Genomic DNA, 26,438 nt, shown 5'->3' with positions numbered 1-26,438 from the left:
TCATAATATTATAGTCTGTAAAATGAAACGTATTGTAATTTTTGCGTCCGGAAGTGGTACTAATGCTGAAAATTTAATTAAGTTTTTTCACAACAGCGATAATGCGTCTGTTATTCAGGTACTTACTAACAATCCTCATGCCAAAGTTTTAGATCGGGCAAAAAAACTAAAAGTTAGCGCATTGGCCTTCAACAGAATAGCACTATCTGAAACTGACGATGTATTTAATATATTAAGAGCTTCTAAACCAGATTTAATAGTTCTGGCGGGCTTTTTATGGAAGTTTCCTGAATTTATTTTAGATGAATTCCCTAATAAGGTGATTAATGTCCATCCTGCATTATTGCCAAAATTTGGCGGCAAAGGCATGTATGGTATGCACGTGCATAAAGCCGTGGTTGAAAATAAAGAAACCGAAACAGGCATAACCATTCATTATGTTAACGAGCATTATGATGAAGGCGCCATTATTTTTCAGGCAAAATGTGAGGTGCTACCAACGGATACCGCTGATGATGTAGCAGAAAAAATCCATGATTTGGAAATGGTGCATTTCCCGAAAGTTGTAGAGAAGTTGTTAAATGAGTAAAAAGAAAAAAAAATATTATACCGTTTGGAAAGGCCACAAAACAGGCGTTTTTGAAAAATGGGACGATTGCAAAGCACAAATAACCAATTTTCAAGGCGCTCAATACAAATCTTTTTCAACTTTTGACGCAGCAAAAAAAGCTTTAAACAGCAACTACAAAGACTATATTGGCAAAAGCAAAACTTTTAAAAGTGAGCTTTCTGCCGAACAGCTAAAAAAAATAGGCCAACCCAATTACAATTCTATTTCGGTTGATGCGGCCTCTTCTGGCAACCCCGGTAAAATGGAATATCGTGGTGTAGATACAAAAACCAAAAAACAATTGTTTATTCAGGGGCCTTTTGAGGAAGGCACTAATAATATTGGTGAGTTTCTGGCCATCGTTCACGGTTTGGCATTGTTGAAAAAAAACAACAGCAATCGTATTATTTATACCGATTCGCGTACAGCCATAAGTTGGGTTAAAAAGAAAACCTGCAATACTAAGCTAGAACGCAACGACAAAAACAAAGCCTTATTTGAATTGGTAGACCGCGCTGTAGAATGGCTAAAAAAGAATAGCTATAATACCGTGATAGTTAAATGGGAAACCAAAGCCTGGGGTGAAATCCCTGCCGATTTTGGAAGGAAATAATCCTGTTAAAAGCCAAAAAATCGGAGAACGAATAAATTCATCCCCCAATTTTTATAGTTGATAACAGCAGTTATACTTAAGACACATCATTTTTTATTAAGTCACACTTCATCTAAAAAAACATCAATTAAAAGTTAATACCACTTATTAATGACTAAATAGTATTTAAAAGAATTATATTTGCAAAGAAAAAGCACGAAACCTTTCATGGGTAAATTAGTAATAGTAGGTACCGTAGCCTTTGATGCTATTGAAACACCTTTCGGCAAAACTGATAAAATACTGGGCGGAGCAGCTACATTTATTGGCTTGGCCGCTTCTCATTTTGATGTTGACACGGCAGCGGTTTCGGTTGTTGGTGGTGATTTTCCTCAGGAATATTTAGATTTATTATCAAACAAAAACATCGATATTTCGGGTATTGAAATTGTAAAAGAAGGCAAAACTTTCTTTTGGAGTGGGCGCTACCATAACGACATGAATTCGCGTGACACCCTAATTACCGAATTAAATACCCTTGCAGATTTCAACCCCGTTGTTCCCGAAGATTATAAAGATGCTGAAGTAGTGATGTTAGGAAACTTGCATCCGCTCGTCCAAGCAGGTGTTTTAAACCAAATGGATAAAAAACCAAAAATGGTGATTTTAGACACCATGAATTTTTGGATGGACTGCGCCTTGGAAGATTTAATAAAGGTGATAAAACGTGCAGACGTTATTACGATAAACGACGAAGAAGCCAGACAATTAACTGGAGAATATTCGTTGGTGGTTGCGGCCAGAAAAATCCAAGAAATGGGACCACAATATGTGGTTATCAAAAAAGGAGAGCATGGGGCTTTGCTGTTTCATGATGAGCATGTTTTTTACGCACCTGCGCTTCCTCTGGAAGAAGTTTTTGACCCCACCGGAGCAGGCGACACCTTTGCTGGTGGTTTTTCTGGCTACTTGGCTAAAACGGAAGACATATCTTTTGAAAACATGAAAAATGCCGTTATTTACGGGTCAACATTAGCGTCGTTTTGTGTTGAAAAATTTGGCACAGAGCGCATGCAAAATTTATCGCACAGCGAAGTACATAAGCGACTGTTGCAGTTTAAGCAGTTAACGCAATTTGACATAGAATTAACATAAACCAGCGCGCCCAAAAACAGGGTGCGTTTTTAATTGAACAACATTTCTGTTTAACTTTGTTAAGGAGCAACGAATAAAAACAAATCCAATTCTGCAAAATCAACAATGTGGAATAAGTTAATGACTAAAGCGAAAACATCTATAATATGAGTGATGCTATAAAACACGAATGTGGAATTGCCGTAATTAGGCTTTTAAAACCTTTGGAATATTACAAAGAAAAATACGGCAGTGCATTTTATGGGGTAAACAAAATGTACCTTATGATGGAAAAACAGCACAACCGTGGTCAAGATGGCGCTGGGTTTGCCAGCATAAAACTAAACACAAAACCCGGAGAACGTTACATAAGCAGGGTTCGATCTGTAGCACAACAACCCATTCAAGATATTTTTGGCCAGATAAACGACAGAGTAAATAAAGCTTTTGAGGATAACCCAGAATATAAAGATGATGTTGATGCCCAAAAAAGAAACATCCCGTACATTGGTGAAGTTTTGCTTGGTCATGTACGCTACGGCACATTTGGAAAAAACAGTGTAGAAAGTGTTCATCCTTTTTTAAGACAAAACAATTGGATGCACAGAAACCTGATTATGGCAGGCAACTTTAACATGACCAATGTTAAAGAACTTTTTTCTAATCTTATTGAATTGGGGCAGCATCCAAAGGAATATACCGATACCATTACTATTATGGAAAAAATCGGTCATTTTTTAGATGATGCCGTTAGTAAAATATATAAAGACCTTAAAAAAGAAGGCTATAATAAACAACAAGCCTCGCCACTTATTGCCGAACGTCTTAAAGTGGGTAAAATATTAAGGCGTGCCGCAAAAAATTGGGATGGTGGTTACGCCATGGCCGGACTTATTGGGCACGGCGATTCGTTTGTTTTAAGAGACCCTGCAGGGATTCGTCCAGCATATTATTACAAAGATGACGAAATAGTAGTTGTGGCCTCAGAACGCCCCGTGATTCAAACCGTTTTCAATGTAAAGTTTGAAGATATTATTGAACTGGAACCTGGGCAAGCGATTATTACCAAAAAATCGGGCGACGTTAGGTTAAAACAAATTTTAAAACCTCTAGAAAGAAAATCTTGTTCTTTTGAGCGCATTTACTTTTCCAGAGGAAGTGATGCCGAAATTTACCAAGAACGAAAAATGTTAGGTAAATTATTAATGCCCAAAGTACTTGAAGCCATTGATAATGACACCAAAAACACGGTATTTTCCTATATCCCAAATACGGCTGAAACTTCATTTTTTGGCATGATTGAAACCGCTGAAGCCTTTATCAATAAAACCAAAACAGCTAAAATTTTAAACGGACAACGTTCACTATCTGCTGAAAAAGTTACAGAAATTCTATCTGAGCGTACAAGGGTGGAAAAAATTGCAATTAAAGACGTAAAACTAAGGACATTTATTACTGAAGATAGCAGTCGTGATGATTTGGTAGCCCACGTTTACGATATTACCTATGGTGTAATTAAGCCAAACGACAATCTAGTTATTATTGACGATAGTATTGTTCGTGGCACTACATTGAAGAAGAGTATCCTTAAAATGCTGGATCGTTTGAATCCTAAAAAAATCATTGTGGTTTCATCGGCGCCACAAATTAGATATCCAGATTGCTACGGTATTGATATGGCACGATTAGAAGATTTAATAGCGTTCAGAGCGACTTTAGAGTTGCTCAAAGAAGCAAACCTGTACGGTATAGTGAAGGATGTATACGAAAAATGTATAGAACAAACCGATTTAGACGACAAACACGTACAAAACTTTGTTAAGGAAATTTACGCCCCTTTTACAGATGAACAAATTTCTGATAAAATCTCAGAATTACTAAGTGACGAATCGATAAATGCCGAGGTAAAAATTATTTTTCAACCGGTTGAAAATCTACATAAAGCCTGTCCTGAGCATTTGGGAGATTGGTACTTTACAGGTAATTATCCTACCGTTGGAGGCAACCGAGTTGTTAATCGCGCATTCATCAATTTTTATGAAGGCAACAAAGAACGAGCCTATTAATTACGACATTAATAATTTGATTATAGGAAAACCACAAAATATGTATTTCATCCTAAAAATATGTATTTAATCTAAAAAATACTTCGTTTATCTAAAATACGCATAACTTGGTCTCACCATAACATAAGTAGGTTAAGTTCATGGTAGATTTGGGGCAAAAAAAGGTGAACATCTGTTCGCCTTTTTTTATGCTTTTTTGCCAAATGCCCTATTCTTTATTTTCCAACCATCCTTTTATCTTAATAATTATTTCTATCTAGTTAAGCCAATATTTACGCCGTTCAACTAATATATTTCAGCAAACCTACTAATTACTATATCTTGTCAACCACCATAACATAAGTAGGTTAAGTTTATGGTAGATTTGGGGCAAAAAGGTGAACATCTGTTCACCTTTTTCATTTTATAAATTTTCTTTTTTTGCATAAAAAAAGCCCGAAGAAATCTTCTCCAGGCTATTGTTAAATTTTTTAAGCTAATTATTTCGCTTCAGCATAACGTTTTTCAGCTTCATTCCAGTTGATTACGTTAAAAAATGCTTTTATGTAATCCGGACGACGGTTTTGGTAATTTAAGTAATAAGCATGCTCCCATACATCAAGTCCTAAAATAGGTGTTCCACCACAGCCAACTCCTGGCATTAACGGGTTGTCTTGATTTGGTGAAGAACAAACTTCAACCTTTCCTCCTTTATGTACACAAAGCCAAGCCCAACCAGATCCAAAACGAGTAGCTGCAGCTTTACTGAATGCTTCAATAAATGCTTCTTTTGAACCATAAGCAGCCTCAATGGCATCTTTTAATTCACCAGATAAATAACCTCTATCCTCTGGGCTCAACACGTTCCAGAACAAAGAGTGGTTATAAAACCCTCCACCATTGTTTCTTACTGCACCGTTGCTCATATCCAGATTTGTAAGGATATCTTCAATTGATTTTCCTTCTAAATCGGTTCCTTCAATAGCAGCATTTAAATTATTAGTATATCCCTGGTGGTGCTTCGTATGATGAATTTCCATAGTACGCGCATCAATATGCGGCTCTAAAGCATCATAATTGTATCCTAATTTCGGTAATTCGAAAGCCATAATTTTTTGTTTTAAATTATTAATATTTAATTTCCTTCAAATTTACGGATAATACACCTCAATAAAAAATAATAAATCGTTATGAAACCATTGATAGTTTTTATCTTGTAAGCAAAGAAATCTTAATGTCAAAAAATTATCCATTTACCATATATAATGCTTCAGCAGGAAGTGGAAAAACATACACTCTGGTAAAAGAATATTTAAAAATTTTATTGGAATCCAATAATCATTACGAGTTTAAGCGAATCTTGGCCATTACTTTTACCAATAAAGCGGTTGCCGAAATGAAGGAACGCATTATTGAAACCCTAAAAATATTTTCGAAAACCCAAATTTTAACGACGAGCCACAGTATGTTTCTATCAATTTGTGAAGAACTGAAAATGGAACCCGTAAAACTTCATGAGAAGTCAGCAAAATTATTGAATAACATTCTACATAATTACGCTGCTTTTGATATATCGACCATTGATGGGTTTACCCACAGAATTATCAGAACCTTTGCCCACGACCTAAAATTACCATTGAATTTTGAGGTTGAATTAGACCAAGATTCCCTTTTAAGTGAAGCCGTGGACCGTTTAATTTCGAAAGCAGGCACAAACAATGACTTGACCCAAGTTTTAGTCGACTTTGCCATTGAAAAAGCCGACGATGATAAAAGCTGGGACGTAGCCATCGATTTTAACAAAATAGCCAAACAGTTAGTTAATGAGAATGACATACGGTTTATTGAAACTCTAAAAGATAAAACCTTATTGGATTTTAAATCTTTAAAAAGCCTATTAAAAAGTGACATTAAAGCGACAGAAAAAACCATTATTGAACTAGCAAAAAATGTTCTATCGGAAATTGAAGAAGCAGGCCTAGAGTTTGGAGATTTTTCAGGCGGCTACTTGCCCAAACATTTTGAAAAATTAAGCAGCAAAAACTTCGACGTAAATTTTACGGCCAAATGGCAGGAAGATATTGAAACCAAAACACTTTACCCAAAGCGGGTAACCGACAGTATCGCATCAACTATAGAGCAAATTCAGCCTCAAATAGCATCAAGCTTTTATGAAACTAAACAAGCTGTTTTTCATCATAAATTTTTAAAATCGTTTTACAAAAACATCACGCCACTTTCGGTCTTAAATTCCATAAACCAAGAATTAGCTACGCTAAAGGAAGAGCAAAACAAAATGCTTATTTCAGAATTTAATTCTATAATTAATAATGAGATTAAAGAACAGCCCACACCTTTTATTTACGAGCGCATTGGCGAGAAATTCAAACATTATTTTATTGACGAATTTCAAGACACTTCGGTGGTGCAATGGCAAAACTTGGTACCATTATTAAGCAATTCGCTGTCTTCAGAAAACGGAAGTGCCATGCTGGTGGGCGATGCCAAACAAGCCATTTACCGTTGGCGTGGTGGAAAGGCCGAACAGTTTATTGGGCTATTTAATGAAGATAATCCGTTTTATGTAGATAAACACGTTGAAAACCTTCCGTCCAATTATCGGAGTTTTAAAGAGGTGGTGGAGTTCAATAACGGTCTTTTTAAATTTTTGGCCAATCAGGTGTTTGATAATAAGGCTTATAGCCATTTGTACAACAATGTGAAACAGGACATTACTAAAGAACATGAAGGCTATGTACAACTATCGTTTTTAGATATTGATAAAGACGACGACCGAAATGAAATCTTTCCAAACGAGGTACTGCAAAAAATTAACACTTGCTTAAAAAATGGTTTTAAATTTGAAAATATTTGTGTTTTGGTCAGGAAGAAAAAAGAGGGTGTGGCCGTGGCCAATTTTTTAAGCCAAAACCAAATTCCTATTATTTCTTCTGAAACATTACTCTTAAACAACTCGCCCGAAGTGGTCTTCTTAATTGATTTTTTAGGACTTTTGGTACAGCCTAAAAACAAAGAAATAAAAATTAGGGTTTTAAATTTTTTAGCCCAGCATTTTAAAATTGAAGACAGGCACAGCTTCTTTGCAAGCCATATTGAGTTGACTTTTTCAGAATTATTGAAATCCTTAAAAAATCACGATATATTTATAAAAACTAGTGATTTACTGAAACTTCCGCTTTACGACTTAAACGAAACCATTGTGAGAAGTTTTAATTTGATTAAAAACACCAATGGCTATGTGCAATTTTATTTGGATGTTGTTCTAGATTTTTCACAGAAGAAAGGTTCTGACATCTCTGGGTTTTTGGAGTATTTTGAAAAAAAGAAAGACAACTTGAGCATTGTGTCTCCCTTGGGGCAGGATGCCGTTCAAATTATGACCATACACAAATCAAAAGGGTTAGAGTTTCCTGTTGTTATTTTTCCTTATGCCGATTTAGAAATTTACCGCGAAAAAGAACCTAAAGAATGGTTTCAAATTAACCCAGATAAATACCACGGCTTTACACACACTTTGCTTAATTATAATAGAGATTTTGAATTTTTTGGCGAAGAGGGATTACGCATATACAATAAGCATCAATCTGAATTAGAATTAGATAATATAAATCTGCTATACGTTGCCTTAACCCGCTCCGTAGAACAATTGTATGTGGTTTCAGCAAAAGATATTTCAACAAAAGGGGAGGCTAATACAAAAAAATACTCCGGTTTATTAATAAGTTATTTGCAGTATCTGGGCATTTGGCAAGATTCAGAAACAAGCTATAGCTTCGGGAAACCACATAAAAGTTCAACTGCTTCCAAAGAAAAAGAAAAACATACTCAGTTCCAGCAAGAATTTATTTCAACAGCCAAAGAACAACACAATATAAAAGTAGTCACGAAGTCAAGTTATTTATGGAATTCTGCTCAAAGAGAGGCCATAGAAAAAGGAAACTTAATCCATGATATTATGGCGAAAATTATAACAAAAGCCGATGTTGAATTTGTCATCAACGATTTCTTAAAAACATCCGCTATTGATAGTTCACAGGCTTTGCTGTTAAAAGAAGTTATTCTTCAAATTGTTGAACATCCCAAACTTGAAGAGTTTTATACTTCAACATATACGACATACAACGAACGCGATATCATTACCCAACAAGGTATTATACTTCGGCCCGACAAAGTAGCTGTTAACTCAAAAAACGAAGGCATTATAATAGACTATAAAACTGGTTTTGAAGACAAAAAACATGCGCAGCAGCTTCAGTTGTATCAAGATGTTTTGGAAGAGATGCATATTAACATCAAAAAGAAAATCTTAGTTTATATAAATGACGATATTAAGGTAAAAGATGTTTAAATTTGCGTAAAACGTAATGAAATGTACGGAAAACTGAAAAATCATCTAAAAGAAGAGCTACAAAACATAAAAAATAATGGGCTTTACAAAGAGGAACGTATCATTACTTCCGCCCAAGGTGCCGAAATAACCTTAAGTACAGGCGAAAAAGTGTTAAATTTTTGTGCCAATAACTATTTAGGGCTGTCTTCCCACCCTGAAGTCATTCAAGCTGCAAAAGATACTCTAGATTCTCATGGGTTTGGCATGAGTTCTGTGCGTTTCATTTGCGGCACACAGGATATTCATAAAGAATTAGAGCAAAAAATAGCCAATTTTTATCAAACTGAAGACACTATTTTATATGCCGCTGCCTTTGATGCCAATGGTGGTGTTTTTGAACCGCTCTTGGGCAAAGAAGACGCTATAATTTCAGACTCCTTAAATCACGCATCCATAATTGATGGTGTTCGATTGTGCAAAGCAGCGCGATACCGTTACGAAAATAGTGATATGGCCGATTTGGAAAAACAGCTCATAGAAGCTAACACGAACGGTTCAAGATTTAAAATTATTGTTACAGATGGTGTGTTCTCAATGGATGGCATGTTAGCTCCTTTGGATAAAATTTGTGATTTAGCCGAAAAACATGACGCCCTTGTAATGATTGATGAATGCCATGCAGCTGGATTCATTGGGAAAACTGGTAGGGGAACTCTTGAAGAAAAAAATGTATTAAACCGCATAGACATTATTACCGGAACATTAGGCAAAGCGCTTGGAGGTGCCATGGGTGGCTATACTACCGGAAAAAAAGAGATAATCGATATGCTTCGACAACGTTCAAGACCCTATTTATTCTCAAACTCTTTGGCTCCGGCTATAGTTGGAGCTTCAATAAAGGTTTTTGACATGTTGGACAGCAATACTGCCTTACGCGATACTTTGGAATGGAATACCAACTATTTTAAAAAAGGTATGAAAACAGCAGGTTTTGATATTATTGACGGTAATTCGGCCATTGTTCCCGTGATGCTTTATGATGCAAAGCTATCGCAAACCATGGCCAATATGCTTTTAAGGGAGGGTATTTATGTTATCGGATTCTTTTTCCCTGTTGTACCTAAAGATAAAGCTAGAATTAGAGTGCAACTATCGGCTTCGCATACTAAGCAACATTTAGACAAAGCAATAGAAGCCTTTACTAATGCAGGTAAAGCTTTAAATATTATCTAAATTCAATCTGAACTATCGACGAATGGTCAATTTGTGGTATTTTTTTATATATTTGTCTTTGTTAATAATATTTAACAACTTACTTTTGTTCACAATTAACACTTAAAAATTAAACTTTTGAATATGAAAAATCTTAGCAGATTATTGTTCGCTATGTTGCTTGTACTTGGTTATAGCAACGTAAATGCGCAAGACGAAAACAATCCTTGGCAAATTACCATCGGAGCAAACGCAGTTGACGCTTTCCCTTCTGGAGATGGCGTAGTAGGTGATGCTTTTTTAGGTAAATCATTAGGTGATGAATTTTTTAACGCGAGTGACCACTGGAACATCCTACCATCTTTATCAACTATTTCTGTATCGAAATACTTAAGTAGTGGTTTTTCTTTTGGAATTACTGGATCACTTAATAAAATTGAAAACTGGGGAGATGTAGCAGGTACAACAACTGGGGAAGTATATAAAGTTGACGATTTGTCTTACTATGGAGTAGACGGAACAATAAAGTATAATTTCCTACAAGACACCACTCTTGACCCTTACGTAGGTGTTGGTGGTGGTTACACTTGGATTGATGAAATCGGTGCTGGTACTGTTAATGGTACTTTAGGTTTAAATATTTGGTTTAGCGAAAATGTTGGTTTAACGTTACAGACTGCCTACAAACACGCTTTCGAAGATTATTTACAAACACACTTCCAACACACAGCAGGTATCTCTATTAAGTTTGGAGGAACTGATACAGATGGTGATGGTATTTATGACAAAGATGATGCTTGTCCAGATGTTGCTGGATTAGAAGCTTTCAACGGTTGTCCTGATTCTGACGGTGACGGTATTGAAGATAGCAAAGATGATTGTCCTAACGAAGCTGGTTTAGCCGAACTTAACGGTTGTCCTGATTCTGACGGCGATGGTGTTGCTGATAATAAAGATAACTGTCCTACAGTTGCTGGTTTAGCTGCTTTAGCTGGTTGTCCAGATGCTGACGGTGATGGTGTAACTGATGCTGACGATAAATGTCCTAACGAAGCTGGTCCTGCTGCAAACAATGGTTGCCCATGGCCAGATACTGACGGTGATGGCGTTTTAGATAAAGACGATAAGTGTCCTGAAGTAAAAGGTACTGTTGCTAACGACGGTTGTCCTGAAGTGACTGCCGAAGTTCAAAAAACTCTTAACGAGTATGCTAAAACTATCTTGTTCGATACAGGTAAATCTACAATCAAAAAACAATCTGAAGAAGTTTTAGGTGATATTATCAAAATTCTAAACGAATATCCTAATTCTAAATTTACAGTTGAAGGACATACTGATAGCGTTGGTAGTGAAAAATTAAACCAAGGGCTTTCTGAAAAAAGAGCACTTTCAGTTAAAGAATATTTAGTTGAAAACGGTATTGACGAGTTTAGACTTTCTGCTCTTGGATATGGAGAAGCTAAACCAATTGATTCTAACAAAACTAGAGCTGGTAGAGCTAACAACAGACGTGTAGAAATTAACTTGGTAAAATAAACAAGATAATTAAATAATATGTTTAAAAAACGCCTCGGATATCCGAGGCGTTTTTTATTTTTATAATATGACAACTTTCATTTTTGATGTTTTAAAAGACTTAAAAAAAAATAACTCTAATTTTTCCGCATTAACCTTTATCGTTCCTAGTAAACGGGCTGGTTTATTCTTGAAGCATCAATTGCCACAGGTTGTAGAAAAAACAGCGTTTTCCCCGGAAATTTTAAGTATTGAAGAATTTGTTGAGCAATTATCACAATTAAAAAGTATATCGAATACCGAACTACTTTTTGAATTTTATAACTCCTATTCCGGTTTAACAGAACGATCTCAACGAGATTCATTTGAGACCTTTTCTAAATGGGCACAAATACTACTCCAAGACTTTAATGAGATTGATCGATACCTTATTCCACAAGACAAGATTTTCAATTATCTAAGTGCTATTAAAGAAATTGAAAGCGACCATTGGTCAATTGAAAAAAACCAGACAGATTTTGTAAAAAACTATCTTTCCTTCTGGAATAGACTACATAAATATTACAAGCATTTTACACAAAATCTATTATCACATCAAATAGGCTATCAGGGCTTAATTTATCGAGAAGCAGTTGAGAATATTGAATCTTACGTTGAGGATAATAGCGGAAAACAGCATGTATTTCTGGGCTTTAATGCGCTAAACACGGCTGAATCAACAATAATCCAAAAACTGCTACAAAATAATACAACATCCATTTACTGGGATGTTGATGCTGAATTCTTCAACGACAAAAATCATGATGCTGGTCTGTTTACTAGACAACATAAAAAAGATTGGAAATATTTTAAAAACCATCCGTTTAATTGGATAGCAAGCAACTATTCTGAAGAAAAAAACATATCTGTTTCCGGAATTCCAAAAAATATCGGGCAGGCAAAATATATTGGTTCTCTATTAAAAAAAATACAGCGAAACCATCCATCTCTACAGAATACGGCCGTGGTTTTAGGTGACGAAAACTTATTGATTCCAGTGCTTAATTCCATTCCTTCAAACATCAATGCCCTTAATATCACTATGGGGTTTCCCCTAAAGTCCATTCCTTTGGCCTCGTTATTTGAGTCGCTATTTCAACTACAAAAAACAGGAGCAAAGTCCTTTTACTATAAAGATATTGTAAAAATTATTTCACACCAGTTTGTTAAACCGCTATTCTTTTTGGACAACACAGATTATACTTCTGTAATCATGGAAACCATTGACACCAATAATCTGGTATACTTAACGAAACAAAAACTTGAAAAGATTGCTCCTCAATTTTCAGAGATTATTGATTTGCTGTTTTCGAATTGGGAAAATTCATTAGAATCCGCTCTCGAAAATTGCTCAAAATTAATTCTGTCTATTAAAGATTATTTGGATGAAGACAAAAGCGCCAACCTACTTTCATTGGAATACTTGTACCGATTCAATGTACTTTTTAATGAAATTTCACGGTTAAATTCGCAAAATCAACACATTAACAATGTAGCTACCTTGCATAGTGTTTACAAAGAGCTATTGAGTTCGGAAACCTTAGATTTTCAAGGGGAACCGCTACAGGGTTTACAAATTATGGGCATGTTGGAATCGCGTGTGCTTGATTTTGAAACCGTTATTATTTCTTCAGTAAACGAAGGGATTTTACCATCGGGAAAAACCAACAATTCCTTTATTCCATTTGATGTAAAATTAGAAAACAATTTACCAACATATAAGGAAAAAGACGCCGTTTACACCTACCATTTTTACAGATTGTTACAACGTGCTAAAAATGTTTATATCCTTTACAATACCGAAGCTGATGTGCTCACTGGAGGCGAAAAAAGTCGTTTTATCACCCAATTGGAACTGCAAGGCATACACAACATCAACCATAAGATAATTGCCCCGAAAGTACCCGTAATACATAACGAACAGAACCAAATCAAGAAAACTCCAGCCTTACAAAATCAATTGACTGTATTGGCCAATGCCGGATTTTCGCCATCATCATTAACGAACTACATTAGAAACCCCATCGATTTTTATTATCAAAGTATTTTGAAAATAAGGCAGCACAACGATGTTGAAGAAACCGTTGCGGCCAACACCTTGGGTACTGTTGTTCATAACACTCTGGAAGATTTTTACAAACCACTTACTGGTCAAGTTTTAAACCCCGAAACCATAAACCAATTAAAGGCTAAAATTGAAGAACGCGTAAGCTTTCATTTTAGAAATGAATACAAACAAGGTGATATTTCGACGGGGAAAAATTTAATCATTTTTGAAATCGCTAAACGCTATGTTTCTAATTTTTTAGATTTGGAGCTCAAGGATATTAAAGCTGGAAATAAAATAAAAATCATTGCTGTTGAAGCCAACAGCGAAATTGAAATCGATATTCCCGAGCTAAACTCCCCCGTAAAACTAAAAGGAAAAGTAGACCGTGTGGACGAATACAACGGCATGGTTAGAATTATAGATTACAAAACGGGCAAAGTAGAATCTAACCAAGTAGAAATTGTTGATTGGGCAGACATAACTACCGACTACAAAAAATACAGCAAAAGTTTTCAAGTCCTTAGTTATGCGTACATGATGCAGGCTTCTAATGACCTGAAATTTCCAATTGAGGCTGGTATTGTTTCATTTAAAAATTTAAGCTCAGGGTTTTTAAAGTTTTCCAAAAAAGAATCAACTTACAGCAAGAAAAAAGACGCTATAATTACTCCAGAAACGCTTTCATCTTTTGAAACCGAACTGAAAAAATTAATTATTGAAATATGCAACCCAGATATAGATTTCATCGAAAAAGAAGTTTAGAACATGACCGCGACCAAAAATATTATTATACCAGGAAAACACAATAAGCCCATTTTGGCCGATGTGTGTTTTAATGAAAACCAAACTGAAAAACCCATCCTTATATTTTGCCATGGCTATAAAGGGTTTAAAGATTGGGGGGCTTGGGATTTAATGGCTCAAGAATTTGCTCAGGCGGGGTTCTTTTTCATAAAATTCAACTTTTCACATAACGGCGGAACGGTTGAACAACCCATGGATTTCCCAGATTTGGCAGCCTTCGGAAATAATAACTATACCAAAGAAGTAGATGATTTACAAAGCGTAATAGATTGGATTGATAGTACTTCTGAATATAAAAATGAAATAGATAAACAGACCATATACCTCATGGGGCACAGCCGAGCAGGAGGCATTGTAACCATTAATGCTGAAGAAGATAACCGTATTAAAAAAGTGGTAAGTTTGGCAGGCGTTTCAGATTACGGAAGTAGAGCACCCATTTCTGGCGATTCTGAACAATGGAAAAAAGATGGTGTAAAATATGTTTTAAACGGAAGAACCAAACAACAAATGCCACATTATTATCAGTTTTATAAAGATTTTAAAGCTAATGAACAGCGGCTTAACATTAAGCATGCGGTTTCTAACTTAAAAATTCCGTATTTGATTATTCATGGCGATGCCGATACCAGCGTTAAGGTTAAAGAGGCCAAAGACCTCCACAGCTGGCAACCAAATAGCAAATTGGAAATAATTAAAGGTGCCAATCACGTTTTTGGAGCTTCACATCCTTGGGAACAAAAGACCATCCCGCAAGATTTAAAACAAGTAATAAATACTACTATTTCGTTTTTAAAATAAGCGTAATTGCTTATATTCAATCAACTAAATTAGCATATGGTAGACGACACATTGGGGTTTTCAGTTTTAAACAGAGCAGAACAGCTTAAAAAACTTCAATCTGAAACTTTTGATTTGGCTATTATAGGAGGAGGTATTACAGGCTCCGGAATTGCGTTGGATGCGGCCAGCAGAGGTTTGAAAGTCTGTCTAGTCGAAAAAAACGATTTTGCGTCGGGTACAAGTAATAAATCTACAAAACTCATTCATGGTGGCCTCCGATATTTAAAACAATTCGAAATTGGTTTAGTACGAGAATCGGGCACCGAACGTGCCATAGTACACAAATTAGCACCGCATTTAGTGGTTCCGGAGAAAATGCTAATCCCTTTAATAAAGAATGGTACCTACGGCAAACTAATGACCACTATAGGTCTCAAAATTTATGATTATTTAGCCGATGTAAATGGAGATGATAAAAGGGTAATGCTCAATAAAGCAGAAACCCTTGAGAAAGAACCGCTACTCGATAAATCAAGAGTGCTAGGTGGGGGACTTTATTCTGAATATCGTACTGACGATGCCAGGCTAACCATCGAAGTATTAAAAACGGCCACTTCATTTGGAACAACAGCAATCAATTATTGCGAAATGCAGTCCTTCAATTATGATGAACACTCTAAAATAAAAAGTCTTAATTGCATTGACCACAATACCAAAAATCAATTCACCCTAAAAGCACGGCACTATATTTCGGCTACAGGGCCGTGGGTTGATGATTTGCGAAAGAAAGACCATTCTTTAACCCATAAGCACCTGCATATAACCAAAGGAGTACACATTGTTTTTCCATTTGAAAAACTCCCCATAAAACAATCTATTTACTTTGATGTGCCCGACGGCCGCATGATTTTTGCCATACCTAGAGGGCGCATAACATACGTGGGCACTACCGATAGCAACTATTCTGGAAGTTTAGACCGCGTGGTAGCCACTAAAAACGATGCACTTTACCTCATCAATGCCATAAATAATGTTTTTACTTCACTAAATTTGACCATAGAAGATGTAGAATCATGTTGGGCCGGATTGAGACCATTAATCCATGAGGACAACAAAGCGCCTTCAGAACTGTCGAGGAAAGATGAGCTATTCATTTCCGAAAGTGGCCTAATTTCAATTGCTGGTGGAAAACTTACTGGTTACCGTAAAATGGCACAACGTGCCATTGAAGCAGTTTTAAAAACAATGGATACAGATAAGAAGCAAAATTTTGAGAACTCTAAGACTTTGCAACTACCTCTAGTAAGTCCAGCTTTTCAATCGGATACAGAAGTTAGCCTTTACCAAAACAAGCTAGAAAAAAAACTCGCCATTTTGGGTATTAATAACCCTTATCGTGCTCAATATCTGTGCTCAACATTTGGCAAACAGGCTGAAACCATCATATTAAAGTCTGAAGATTTTAATAACGACCATCCATTGGAACGGTTAATTCGTGCCGAATTATGGTACACCATCAACAACGAAATGGTAAATAGCCTAACAGATTTTTTCGTACGCAGGACAGGACGCCTTTTTTTCAATATTTCGGGTGTAAAAAGATACTCAATGCTCATTTTAGAGGATATGGCTGAATATCTCAATTGGGATGACAAACGTATACTGGAAGAAAAACAAAGTTTAAACACCTTGATACAGGACGCCACAACTTTTTATGATAAAGAATTTGAATAACATACACGCATTATAGACTTATATTTAGTGTATAAATTAAGGCTGAAGTGCGCAGTAATAATTAGCTAATTACATACCTCTACCCCATTTAAAATTTATATCTTTAAACAAGCTATTTACTTCTACGAAACACTTGAGATTCTGAAATGTCTACTAATCCAATATGAAAAAGCTGCATGTAGAACTTAGTAAAGTCCATCATTCTCGAAAAGCTCGGAGAATTGAGCAAATACTGAGAAAAGAAAAAGGCATTAATCAAGTTTCTGTTTCTGCTTCGGGTAGGACCCAACTGGAATGGGATAGTAGTCAAACCACCCAAACCGTTATTCTAGAAAAAATCAAAAACCTAGGCTTAAATATACTGCACGTAGAAAACGGCGATGAACATAAATACCAGAAAGAAACTGGCTACAGCCATTCCCCACTCTACTTTTTAGGAGAAAATACCGAACTCTATTTTGCCATTATTAGTGGTTTATTTTGGAGTGTCGGGGCTGTTTTTTCCTTTATAGCAAATATGCCTGAATCCATTTCTACCACACTTTTTATCATCGGAGCTGTTTTTGGAGGTTTCTTCACGTTTATTACTGCCGGTAAAGATTTAGTAAGAGGGAAATTTGAAATAGATTTTTTGATGTTGTTCGCTGCAATAGGTGCGGCTGCACTAGGCAAATGGGGAGAAGGCGCTTTACTTCTTTTTTTGTTTAGCTTAGGTCACGCCCTAGAGCACTATGCTATGAAACGCACAAAAAAATCCATAGCCGCCCTTTCCGATTTAGCTCCGCCTATGGCCATGGTCAAAAAGAATGGTGAATTGACGGAAGTACATATAGAACAATTAAAACTAGGGGATATCATCGTTGTAAAACCCAATTCAAAAATTGCCGCCGATGGTGTAGTCTCTAAAGGAAGCAGTCCTGTTAATCAGGCATCCATTACGGGTGAAAGTTTGCCTGTCGATAAACGTTCCAGTCCGAATTGGCAAAGCGAAAATGAAGTTAACAAACTCCTTCCAGAGCATAGAGTTTTTGCAGGCACCATTAATGGCAGTGGAGTTTTGGAAATCAAAGTATTGAAAGAAGCCAAAGACAGTACGCTTTCTCGTTTAATTACTTTAGTGAAGGAGGCCGAAACACAAAAATCGCCCACACAACATCTCACAGATAAATTTGAAAAATATTACGTTCCTTTTGTCCTAGCGTTAGTCGTAGCGTTATTATTTGCCTATTTGGTTGTCGATGAAACGTTTCAAGATAGTTTTTACCGTTCTATGTCGGTTTTAATAGCAGCATCACCATGTGCTTTAGCCATTTCCACCCCAAGTGCAGTATTAGCAGGAATTGCCCGCGCCGCTCGCCAAGGTGTATTGATTAAAGGAGGGCGACCTCTTGAAGATTTAGGTGGCTTAAATGCCATAGCTTTTGACAAAACAGGAACACTTACCGAAGGTAGGCCAACCCTAACCCATGCTATTCCCTTTGGAAATGTTACCAAGTCCCATTTACTAATGGTCGCTGTTGCGGTTGAAGCATTAAGCGATCACCCTTTAGCAGCAGCCATAGTTAAAGGCGGAACAAAAGAATTGGGTACTAATGATATTCCAGAGGCAGAAAACTTAAAAGCATTAATAGCTAGAGGAATTCAAGCCGAATGGAATGGAAGTATAGTTCACATTGGCAACCGAAGACTTTTTGAAGAATTAACAAAAACCAAGATTCCAGAAGAGATTGACTTAAAAATGTCTGAGCTGGAGTCTGGCGGGCATACAGCCATGATTGTTCATCAGGGTGAAGAATACTTGGGTATCATTTCGGTTATGGATGTTGCTCGTATGGAAGCCAAATCAACCCTGGAAAGTTTGAAAAAACTTGGTATTAAAAGGATGATAATGCTTACTGGCGACAATCAAAAAGTAGCCGATGCCATTGCTAAAAATATTGGGATTACAGACCCTTTGGGTAGCTTACTGCCAGAGGAAAAAGTAAATGCCATCGAACAACTTAAAAAAGAAGAAGGCCGCGTGGCCATGGTAGGCGATGGCGTTAATGATGCTCCTGCTATGGCCAAAAGTACCGTTGGTATTGCCATGGGTGCAGCAGGCTCGGACGTTGCTTTAGAAACAGCAGATATTGCACTCATGGCCGATAAGTTGAACAATCTGCCGTTTGCTATTGGCCTAAGCCGAAAAGCCAAACGTATTATAAAACAAAACTTGATAATTAGTCTTGGTATGGTAGCAATTTTAGTGCCTTTAACAATTATGGGAACCATTGCCATTGGCCCAGCCGTAGTAGGGCATGAAGGGTCAACTTTAGTGGTTGTTTTAAATGCACTAAGGCTATTACGATACGAAGTATGAAAAATTCAATTTTAAACAAAAAAGCTTCCAAGAAATTGGAAGCTTTTTCTTTGGTGGAGAAGATCGGATTCGAACCGACGACCTCTTGACTGCCAGTCAAGCGCTCTAGCCAACTGAGCTACATCCCCTTTTGGTTTATGTATAGTATTTACAAGCGTTTCGCTTATTTTAAGTAAATAAGCATTTAACTGCAAAATTATGCAAATGTATACATTTAATTGCAAAAACCCACCACAAAAACCCACCACCATTTTAAAAAAATTATAATAATTTAAGTATTAAAAATTTACTTTACAAAGCCCAAGGATTAAAACCAGATGTTTCCATATAATCTTGTTTTTGAACTATGAGCATCTTTTCAATGCCTTTATCATCTTTGATAGGGAGAAACCCATAATCATAACAGAAGTAATACGTCCCTTTTTTAAAGGGGAATATATGGGTGAATACTCCAAATTGGTAGCCTGATTGCATCAACACATCTTTCCTTACTGTACTCTTACCACTAGGGCAGAAATGAGCTAGTAAGCTCCTGTTTCTCCTAAGTGCGCTATTGGTCCTCTGAATCGTTATTTCATGTAGTGGTCTATTTTTATTATGGTAGGTACTTCTACATTGGGCATCACAGAACTTCTTATCAGTTCTACCCACCAGTTCCTTATTACAGGACAAACAAAACTTCATTTGCATAATACATGTTTTTAGACGTCTATATACGTATATAAGCGTTTAAAAATACGGTTTTAAATTGAATTATTGTGATTTTTACCCTATGAAAACCGATTCCAGTCTCACGCCCATTGCTAATGTTATAGCCGCAAAGCCTGACTACCAGTTGGCAATGGATTTAATGATGCAAAAACTGACCTTAAAGAATTATAGCCCTAACACAATTAAGACCTACTTGCACATGTTTAAACAGTTTCTTGAGCACATACACCCAATGCCCCTCCATCAGGTCACTACAGCCCATATAATGCATTATCATAAAGAACTGGTGACGATGCGCCATGTATCTTCGTCCTACCAGAACCAAAGCATAAACGCCATTAAATTCTATATTGAGAAAGTCCTGAACTTACCTAAGATACAATATGACTTTTGCCGACCACGAAAGTCAAAGACACTACCTAAAGTATTATCCATGGAAGAAGTGGGAAGAATTATAGATGTCACCAACAATATAAAGCATAAGACCATCTTATCAGTTATATATGGATGTGGTTTAAGGATATCTGAATGCATCAACTTAAAAGTTGAAGACATTGACTCCTCCAATATGCGTGTGTGGGTGAGAAACGCCAAGGGGAAGAAGGACAGAATCACATTGTTATCTCCAAGTCTATTGGAACAGTTAAGAGCTTATTATAAATTATATAGACCAAAAGAATGGTTGTTTGAGGGGGTTAATGGAAAGCCATACAGCGTATCCAGCATTAGACAAACATTTAATCGCTCCAGAAAGAAAGCTGGCGTCAATATTCCAGCCACAGTTCACACGTTAAGACACTCATTTGCCACCCATTTATTGGATGCTGGAACCAATTTAAGGTACATACAAAAGCTATTAGGACATAACAGTTCTAAGACTACAGAGATTTACACGCATGTAAGTACTACTAATCTTATAAATATTGAAAGTCCTTTCGAAAAGATAGGAAAATTCAATACATTTACAAATAGGAAATAAACGCAATAAAATACGTTTATTATATAGTTGCCAACAATACTGAACCAAGCATTTACTATACTGACTACTGAAATCTCTTTATTTTTTTCCGACCTTTTTTAAAATCGGACTTTTTAAAATATTATAATTAAAATTTAAACATTATGGGAAAACAACCGACAAAACCAATAACTCCAAAACCAAATAACCCGACTCCTCAACCTAAAATTATTCCATTAAAAAGAGAATTTCCAACCCCCTCAGCACCAAATAAAGGCGGTGGCAGACCTCCGACTAGAAAGCCATAAGGAAATATGATAATAACAGGATTAGACCAACGAACATAGATAAAGCACTTGCATAGTTAAATATATTAGTTGCTTTATTATATGATTCTGCCTTACAGTCATATCTATCAATAATTGTCTGTTCTTTTTTGCTTATTTTACTACCTGCGTCTAATTTAGTTTCGCACATTAAGTAGTCGTTTAAATTTGACCTATGCCCTAAAAATTGAGATATAAAATTGACTATTATAGCAAATAAAAGAACTCCTCCTGACCACTTTATTAAATTACTAGTGTTTAACTCTTTATCGCTAATGTATTTTAATGTTTCTAAGCATACATATATTCCAGCTCCACTTATTGAAACTATTAATAAATCCATTCGTTGAATACTATAAGACATCCCTAATGCGGAAAGTTTTTGTCGTTCTTTAATTCTATCCATTTTTAAATCTGTTTTCATTTTGTACTAATTTACGTGTTATCTTTTAATTTTTACTAAAATTAATTTGCCTACGCTCTAAAAAATAAAGTTATCTGCAAATCAATGAACGTCTGAACCGCTTTTGAAGTACAGTTGGCAACACCATACATACTTTATAGCTTGGTTCTTTTTACTTCCGAAAATCCTATCGAATTTTCTACGTCAGTTTTTATTTACTATCTTTCGGCTTGCATACGCTACAAAGCATGTACAAACCGTTATGCCACATTTGACCAAAAAATTGTCATCAGGCAACCATTTGACAAAAAATAACGTCTATAAAAATAGAACACAAAACTGAACTTGATGCAAAAATTATTGACCTTAGGAATTTTTACCTTATTCCTTTCTTGCCAAACAGAAAAAAAACAACCAGATAAATTCAGCGCGGACTTTAACAAAAATATAGAAACATATTTTCTTGCCGAGATACTCTCTATTGACCATAGAAAAACTAACAAACAATGGGAGGGATTTAAGCTAAAAACTTGTAAGGAATATCAACCTATAGTTGCAAAAGCACTAACTGATTTTGGAAATTTGACCCAAAGTAAAATTGCGATTGAAACAGCCAAACTTAATGATACATTGGGGAGTTTTGGGTATGGCAACGATGTTATGATGAGAATTTTATTAGAGCAACCAGAATTTGACCTTTTGCAAAAACCTTTGGGCTTTAAATTTTCACAAACCCATTTGAAAAACGATAAAAAAACAGCACTGGAAAAATTAATTTCAAATTATTTACAAGTACTTTACAATTTCTACCAAACTGAGAACATTAATGATTTCTATATTAAAAATGCAAATTTCTACAGTGGTGCTATCAACGAGGTTCAAACTCACATACCAAAAGGATTTACGGAGGCAATGGAGGAATACTATGGAGATAGCAGAGAAAAATACGTTGCTTTGATAAGTCCAATGATGATTTGGCCAATAGAAGACAATGAAGGACGTGGAATTGGAACAACAGTCGAAAAAGACAATAAGAAAATTGTTTATGAAATTATGAGCCCTTACGTTCAGGTATCGGTCGGTTCTACAAAAAAGAATTATGACCACTTTGGTTTTGATTATCAACCGAGAGCAAGAACTTTAACAATACACGAATTTGGACATTCATTTGTCAATTCGGAACTTGAACCTTTCCAAAAACAAATTGAAAACTCTTCGAATCTATTTACTGACCGATTAAAAAAAATAATGGAAACAAAAGGCATCCAAAATTGGAATGTTTATGTTGTTGAGAGTTTTGTTCGCTTGGGAGAGATTAGAATAGCCGAAATTCAGAATGATGAAGAAAGGGCTGATTATTTACGAAATTATCACACCAATTTAGAGCATTTTATTTTTCTTCCGCAATTGGAGGAAAAAGTAATTGAATTCGAGAATAACCGAGAAAAATATCCGATGTGGAAAGATTTTATTCCCGAACTTTTAGGTGTATTTGAGAAAAGCACGCCAGAATTTGTAAATGAAAAACTAAAATAAAAAAACGTGGCATAACAATGGCTATAAGTAATTGCTTCTACTCGCCCACCCTGAAATTCCTGCGGAATTATCAGTCCGTGCGTACTTGCGATTTTTTTGCTAAATTTACGCAACTACCCATAGCCTAAACCGTTGTGCTTAATTTATGGACAGACTGAATAACATAAAGGAAACCTGTGAACAACTAAAAGAAGCGATGAACAGCATTCTTTTGAATAAAGGATATTCTTTAAAAGATAGCCAGTATCATGAGGAGTCCTTTGGTTCAAGATTCTTTATTTGGATTAATAAAACTAAAAAACATTGTTATAGATTAATATGGGACGGTCGGGATTCATGGTTTGTACTTGAAGAATCTCCTTATTTAGGTAATCCTGATAAGGTTGCTTGGGCTGATGTTGTGATAGTTCCGTTTGATTCAAATGTTGATAACCCAAAATATCGATTAGAAATTACAAGCGATATTATTGATGAGATAAGATGAATAAAGTAGACCTACAAAATAAGACTAAGCCTAAAAAAGGAAAAATTGAGATATATTTCATTGAGAATAAAAACATAGGGTTAAAGAAAACATTATTTCATAGAATTTATATCCCACTCGAACCTTTCAACTCAGGACTAGAATATGAATCGCAACCTGTAGAGACTGAAATTGTTGTTGAATGGTTAAATCTTAATCTAAAAGAGCCAACCGATTTAGATGACCTTATATTAACTTCATCCTCTGAAGATGAGACAGAAATTTCGGTTTATGTTGGCAGTGCCCATAATCCATGTGACATTCAGAGATTAGCTTTGAAAAGAATTGACGATAATTTATATAAAGTGGAATGTAAATTATTGGTTGATTTTGAACATGAAGGTGTCGCAGAAAATGAAGAGTTTATTTTTAGGACTCAATTGGAACTTGATACAATGATAAAAGAATAAAAACTAAGCACAACAATAAATATACGTAATGCGGGGAAAGTGCTAAATATGAACGATATAACAATTAATAAACAGTTGTGTGATTTGATAGTTTGGAGCTTTGAAATCCCGCACTACGCATATTCCAAACGTTACCACACATTTTAAACTCTTACTCTAAAAACAAAACAATGGAAATAAAAGACACCCTAAAACATCTTGAGGATTTAAAAAGCCTACAAGACGAAAGAAATAAAGTATATAGGGAATGGTTAAAAAACACATTGACCATTGCATCTGCTTTTTTAGCTATTTTTGTTTCATTAAAATCAGAATCTGAACATAATTGCATAGAATCAGTTTTGTTTATTATTACAATTTCCACAATGTCACTCGGAATCCTTCTCGGAGTGATAATTCTATTTGCGGATACAGTTGTTCTAAATCTTTCTTTGATAAAAAAGAAGGAACAAATATTACAACTTCTTGACGACCAGAAAGTCGGATTCGACAGAGCAGACCGACCCACCATCTATAAATATTTAGAATATATTTGTTTTTCCTGTTTAATTGTTTCTCTTTTATGTTTGACATCTTATTCTATTTTGATTAATTTATAAAAAACGTGTGGTAACAACACCTATAATTTATTGCTTGTACTGGCTTGCTTACGAAAATCCTTGCGGATTTTCTATTAGGTGTGTATTTGCTAATTCATTGTCTTACCACGCAACAAATCATAGCCAAGCCGTTACCAACAAATAAAAAGGGACTCACTCAAACGGTTGAATGAATAAGCACACTCTTAATTATTTTAAGTAATCAATTTCTTTATTTGTACCTAATAAGGTTTGGTATTCTAATTCAACTTTTAAAGATTGAATTATTTTTCCTGCACAATTAGAAAGTTCTTTACCTTGTTTAATTTCCATTTCGCCAGCTTTCATTTTTTCGTAATTGTCTGCTAAGCTTTTTCTTAATTCTGTGATGTTCTGCATAATCTTTTTGTTTTAATTATTATTCTTTTTGCTTCTATTAATTCAGGATATTTCCTAACCTCTTTACTTGTTAATTTAGACCTTTTTGTTATTTGAGATATAACATAATTATCTTGCAATTCTTCTATTGCTTTTTTTTCTTCTAAAGGTTTTTTAGATTTTATGTATTCAAGGTTTTTTAATCTATACTTTGCTTTCTTAACTTTTAATTCTTTTTTATTTTCTTCTCGCCATTTATCAGTTCTTGTTTTTGCTCTTAAATTTTCTTCTTTTACTTTTTCAGGGTTTTCTTTTCGCCATTTTTTTTTATAACCCTTATTTTTATCAAACCAATCCTTTGTCATTTGGTTTTTACATTTGTTACAATAACTTCTAATTCCTATTTTTTGCGTTCCGTCTTTTTTTGGCTTGTATTTGTATTTGCTATAATTATCAATAGATTTAACTTTGTTACACTTTGTGCATATTTTGCTTCCTACGTCAGCAACGCCCTTTTTATCAGTTGGTAACAACGTATAAAGTCCATTACTATTTTCTGTATTTTTAGAAATTATTTGTTTACTCATAATTTTGTTTTTATTTATTAGTTTTTTGCTTAACCCACGCAACGAAACCTTATACTTTAACGTTGTACGCAAGCTGAAAAATGGAACTTTTAGGTAGAATTAATAGAAGGAAAATATATTACGTTCAGGTTAGAAATAATTCTGAATGGAAAAATTCTTTGCCGAAAAATGATTGGATTGTATTTACAATAGCAAATAAGGAAGATGAAGAATTAGTTCCGCCAGCTGTGAAAATTTGTATGGATAAAAATGTCGCATATACTTGTAGCGCTGGAACTCTTGCTCATTGGACTGAACAGTATTTTGACGAAGAAATAACTGGACGAGCATTGGACTTTGAATTACGTACAAAAAAGAAATTTGCATATGAATTGTCGCCAGTTACAACAGCTCATCAAAATTTTAGCGAAGGATTTTGGTTTGCTACGACTTTGGCATTCGACGGATTTAAGGAAACTGATAAAGTCGTTTGTTTGGACTTTACCAAGCGGAAAGTGAAAAGGCATTTGACTGACTTGATTGAAAAAATTAATAATGGCTGGTTGCCAAACGATGAGGAAATTGAATTGGCAGAATATGACGACTGACAAAAAAGCCAGCGTACAACAATGTATAACCGCAATTACGGCGGATTCGACTACGTCCGAATCCACTCGGAATTGCTACCGTCGGTCTCTGCCGAAAGTTTGTGTAACTTTAACCCGTAACTGACGGTTATACGAAACCGTTGTAGTGCATTTGAAAAACTGAATGAAATTGAATTCAAAAAACATAGGTCGATTATTAATCTTTAAATACTT

22 protein-coding genes and 1 tRNA gene are annotated in these 26,438 nt (G+C 35.4%); 17 read left to right on the top strand and 6 right to left on the bottom strand.

The features are described from left to right. Positions 1–22: 22 nt before the first annotated feature. The 4 genes from purN to ACIEHO_RS09710 all read left to right on the top strand — a co-directional run bounded on the left by purN (position 23) and on the right by ACIEHO_RS09710 (position 4,402). Entirely contained in the window at positions 23–589 is a 567-nt protein-coding gene (purN, locus tag ACIEHO_RS09725) for a phosphoribosylglycinamide formyltransferase (protein ID WP_406971132.1), read from the top strand. Further along, positions 582–1,223 (top strand): ribonuclease H1 domain-containing protein, encoded by a 642-nt coding sequence (locus ACIEHO_RS09720; RefSeq protein ID WP_406971130.1) that lies wholly within the window; start codon positions 582–584, stop codon positions 1,221–1,223. Before purN ends, ACIEHO_RS09720 begins: the two co-directional genes overlap by 8 nt. Before the next feature lie 207 nt (positions 1,224–1,430). After that, a complete protein-coding gene (locus ACIEHO_RS09715) occupies positions 1,431–2,357 on the top strand; it encodes a PfkB family carbohydrate kinase (protein ID WP_406971128.1) in 927 nt (308 codons plus the stop codon). A 146-nt stretch (positions 2,358–2,503) separates the two neighbouring features. Next, positions 2,504–4,402, top strand: coding sequence for an amidophosphoribosyltransferase (locus ACIEHO_RS09710; RefSeq protein ID WP_406971126.1), 1,899 nt, complete (start codon positions 2,504–2,506; stop codon positions 4,400–4,402). 479 nt (positions 4,403–4,881) lie between these two features. Here the strand turns inward: ACIEHO_RS09710 and ACIEHO_RS09705 are convergent, their stop codons facing one another. After that, complete coding sequence (locus ACIEHO_RS09705) at positions 4,882–5,490, bottom strand: superoxide dismutase (RefSeq protein ID WP_406971124.1); 609 nt, start codon at positions 5,488–5,490, stop codon at positions 4,882–4,884. Positions 5,491–5,615: 125 nt separating this feature from the next. On the opposite strand from ACIEHO_RS09705, the gene ACIEHO_RS09700 reads away from it, so the two are divergent. The 7 genes from ACIEHO_RS09700 (at position 5,616) to ACIEHO_RS09670 (ending at position 19,228) form a co-directional block, all read left to right on the top strand. Then, entirely contained in the window at positions 5,616–8,750 is a 3,135-nt protein-coding gene (locus ACIEHO_RS09700; protein WP_406971122.1) for a UvrD-helicase domain-containing protein, read from the top strand. A gap of 21 nt (positions 8,751–8,771) precedes the next feature. Continuing rightward, on the top strand, positions 8,772–9,965 hold the full coding sequence (gene kbl, locus ACIEHO_RS09695; RefSeq protein ID WP_406971120.1) for a glycine C-acetyltransferase: 1,194 nt from the start codon (positions 8,772–8,774) through the stop codon (positions 9,963–9,965). A gap of 123 nt (positions 9,966–10,088) precedes the next feature. Beyond that, entirely contained in the window at positions 10,089–11,480 is a 1,392-nt protein-coding gene (locus tag ACIEHO_RS09690; RefSeq protein WP_406971119.1) for an OmpA family protein, read from the top strand. 67 nt (positions 11,481–11,547) lie between these two features. Next, positions 11,548–14,310 carry a PD-(D/E)XK nuclease family protein gene (locus ACIEHO_RS09685; protein WP_406971117.1) on the top strand — a complete coding sequence of 921 codons (2,763 nt, stop codon included), beginning with the start codon at positions 11,548–11,550 and terminating at the stop codon, positions 14,308–14,310. 3 nt (positions 14,311–14,313) lie between these two features. Beyond that, positions 14,314–15,153, top strand: a complete 840-nt coding sequence (locus ACIEHO_RS09680; RefSeq protein WP_406971115.1) for an alpha/beta hydrolase family protein — start codon at positions 14,314–14,316, stop codon at positions 15,151–15,153. Between the two features lie 36 nt (positions 15,154–15,189). Then, the gene (locus ACIEHO_RS09675; RefSeq protein ID WP_406971113.1) at positions 15,190–16,869 is read left to right on the top strand and encodes a glycerol-3-phosphate dehydrogenase/oxidase; all 1,680 of its coding nucleotides are present in this window, start codon (positions 15,190–15,192) and stop codon (positions 16,867–16,869) included. Positions 16,870–17,032: 163 nt separating this feature from the next. After that, positions 17,033–19,228 carry a heavy metal translocating P-type ATPase gene (locus tag ACIEHO_RS09670; RefSeq protein ID WP_406971111.1) on the top strand — a complete coding sequence of 732 codons (2,196 nt, stop codon included), beginning with the start codon at positions 17,033–17,035 and terminating at the stop codon, positions 19,226–19,228. 51 nt (positions 19,229–19,279) lie between these two features. Here the strand turns inward: ACIEHO_RS09670 and ACIEHO_RS09665 are convergent. Together ACIEHO_RS09665 and ACIEHO_RS09660 are read right to left on the bottom strand one after the other, a co-directional pair. After that, positions 19,280–19,356 (bottom strand) — tRNA-Ala (locus ACIEHO_RS09665). A gap of 163 nt (positions 19,357–19,519) precedes the next feature. Beyond that, on the bottom strand, positions 19,520–19,900 hold the full coding sequence (locus tag ACIEHO_RS09660) for a hypothetical protein (RefSeq protein WP_406971109.1): 381 nt from the start codon (positions 19,898–19,900) through the stop codon (positions 19,520–19,522). 100 nt (positions 19,901–20,000) lie between these two features. On the opposite strand from ACIEHO_RS09660, the gene ACIEHO_RS09655 reads away from it, so the two are divergent. Next, positions 20,001–20,918 carry a tyrosine-type recombinase/integrase gene (locus ACIEHO_RS09655; RefSeq protein WP_406971107.1) on the top strand — a complete coding sequence of 306 codons (918 nt, stop codon included), beginning with the start codon at positions 20,001–20,003 and terminating at the stop codon, positions 20,916–20,918. A 273-nt stretch (positions 20,919–21,191) separates the two neighbouring features. Here the strand turns inward: ACIEHO_RS09655 and ACIEHO_RS09650 are convergent, their stop codons facing one another. Beyond that, positions 21,192–21,647, bottom strand: coding sequence for a hypothetical protein (locus ACIEHO_RS09650; RefSeq protein WP_406971105.1), 456 nt, complete (start codon positions 21,645–21,647; stop codon positions 21,192–21,194). A gap of 327 nt (positions 21,648–21,974) precedes the next feature. Here ACIEHO_RS09650 and ACIEHO_RS09645 point away from each other — a divergent pair, with 327 nt between their 5' ends. The 4 genes from ACIEHO_RS09645 (at position 21,975) to ACIEHO_RS09630 (ending at position 24,694) form a co-directional block, all read left to right on the top strand. After that, positions 21,975–23,162 carry a DUF4932 domain-containing protein gene (locus ACIEHO_RS09645; RefSeq protein ID WP_406971103.1) on the top strand — a complete coding sequence of 396 codons (1,188 nt, stop codon included), beginning with the start codon at positions 21,975–21,977 and terminating at the stop codon, positions 23,160–23,162. Between the two features lie 145 nt (positions 23,163–23,307). Beyond that, positions 23,308–23,646 (top strand): hypothetical protein, encoded by a 339-nt coding sequence (locus tag ACIEHO_RS09640; protein WP_406971101.1) that lies wholly within the window; start codon positions 23,308–23,310, stop codon positions 23,644–23,646. Further along, on the top strand, positions 23,643–24,095 hold the full coding sequence (locus ACIEHO_RS09635) for a hypothetical protein (RefSeq protein WP_406971099.1): 453 nt from the start codon (positions 23,643–23,645) through the stop codon (positions 24,093–24,095). Before ACIEHO_RS09640 ends, ACIEHO_RS09635 begins: the two co-directional genes overlap by 4 nt. A gap of 170 nt (positions 24,096–24,265) precedes the next feature. Next, positions 24,266–24,694 carry a hypothetical protein gene (locus ACIEHO_RS09630; RefSeq protein ID WP_406971097.1) on the top strand — a complete coding sequence of 143 codons (429 nt, stop codon included), beginning with the start codon at positions 24,266–24,268 and terminating at the stop codon, positions 24,692–24,694. A 189-nt stretch (positions 24,695–24,883) separates the two neighbouring features. On the opposite strand, the gene ACIEHO_RS09625 is transcribed toward ACIEHO_RS09630, so the two are convergent. Next, complete coding sequence (locus ACIEHO_RS09625; RefSeq protein WP_406971095.1) at positions 24,884–25,072, bottom strand: hypothetical protein; 189 nt, start codon at positions 25,070–25,072, stop codon at positions 24,884–24,886. Continuing rightward, positions 25,051–25,638, bottom strand: coding sequence for a hypothetical protein (locus ACIEHO_RS09620; protein ID WP_406971093.1), 588 nt, complete (start codon positions 25,636–25,638; stop codon positions 25,051–25,053). Before ACIEHO_RS09620 ends, ACIEHO_RS09625 begins: the two co-directional genes overlap by 22 nt. Before the next feature lie 80 nt (positions 25,639–25,718). Here ACIEHO_RS09620 and ACIEHO_RS09615 point away from each other — a divergent pair, with 80 nt between their 5' ends. Continuing rightward, positions 25,719–26,225 carry a hypothetical protein gene (locus ACIEHO_RS09615; protein WP_406971091.1) on the top strand — a complete coding sequence of 169 codons (507 nt, stop codon included), beginning with the start codon at positions 25,719–25,721 and terminating at the stop codon, positions 26,223–26,225. Positions 26,226–26,438 lie beyond the last annotated feature (213 nt).

This window comes from Flavisericum labens (genome assembly GCF_045446075.1).
GTDB classification, from domain to species: domain Bacteria; phylum Bacteroidota; class Bacteroidia; order Flavobacteriales; family Flavobacteriaceae; genus Flavisericum; species Flavisericum labens.
The sequence above is the reverse complement of the archived record's forward strand: the minus strand, read 5'-3'. Positions and strand labels throughout refer to the sequence as shown.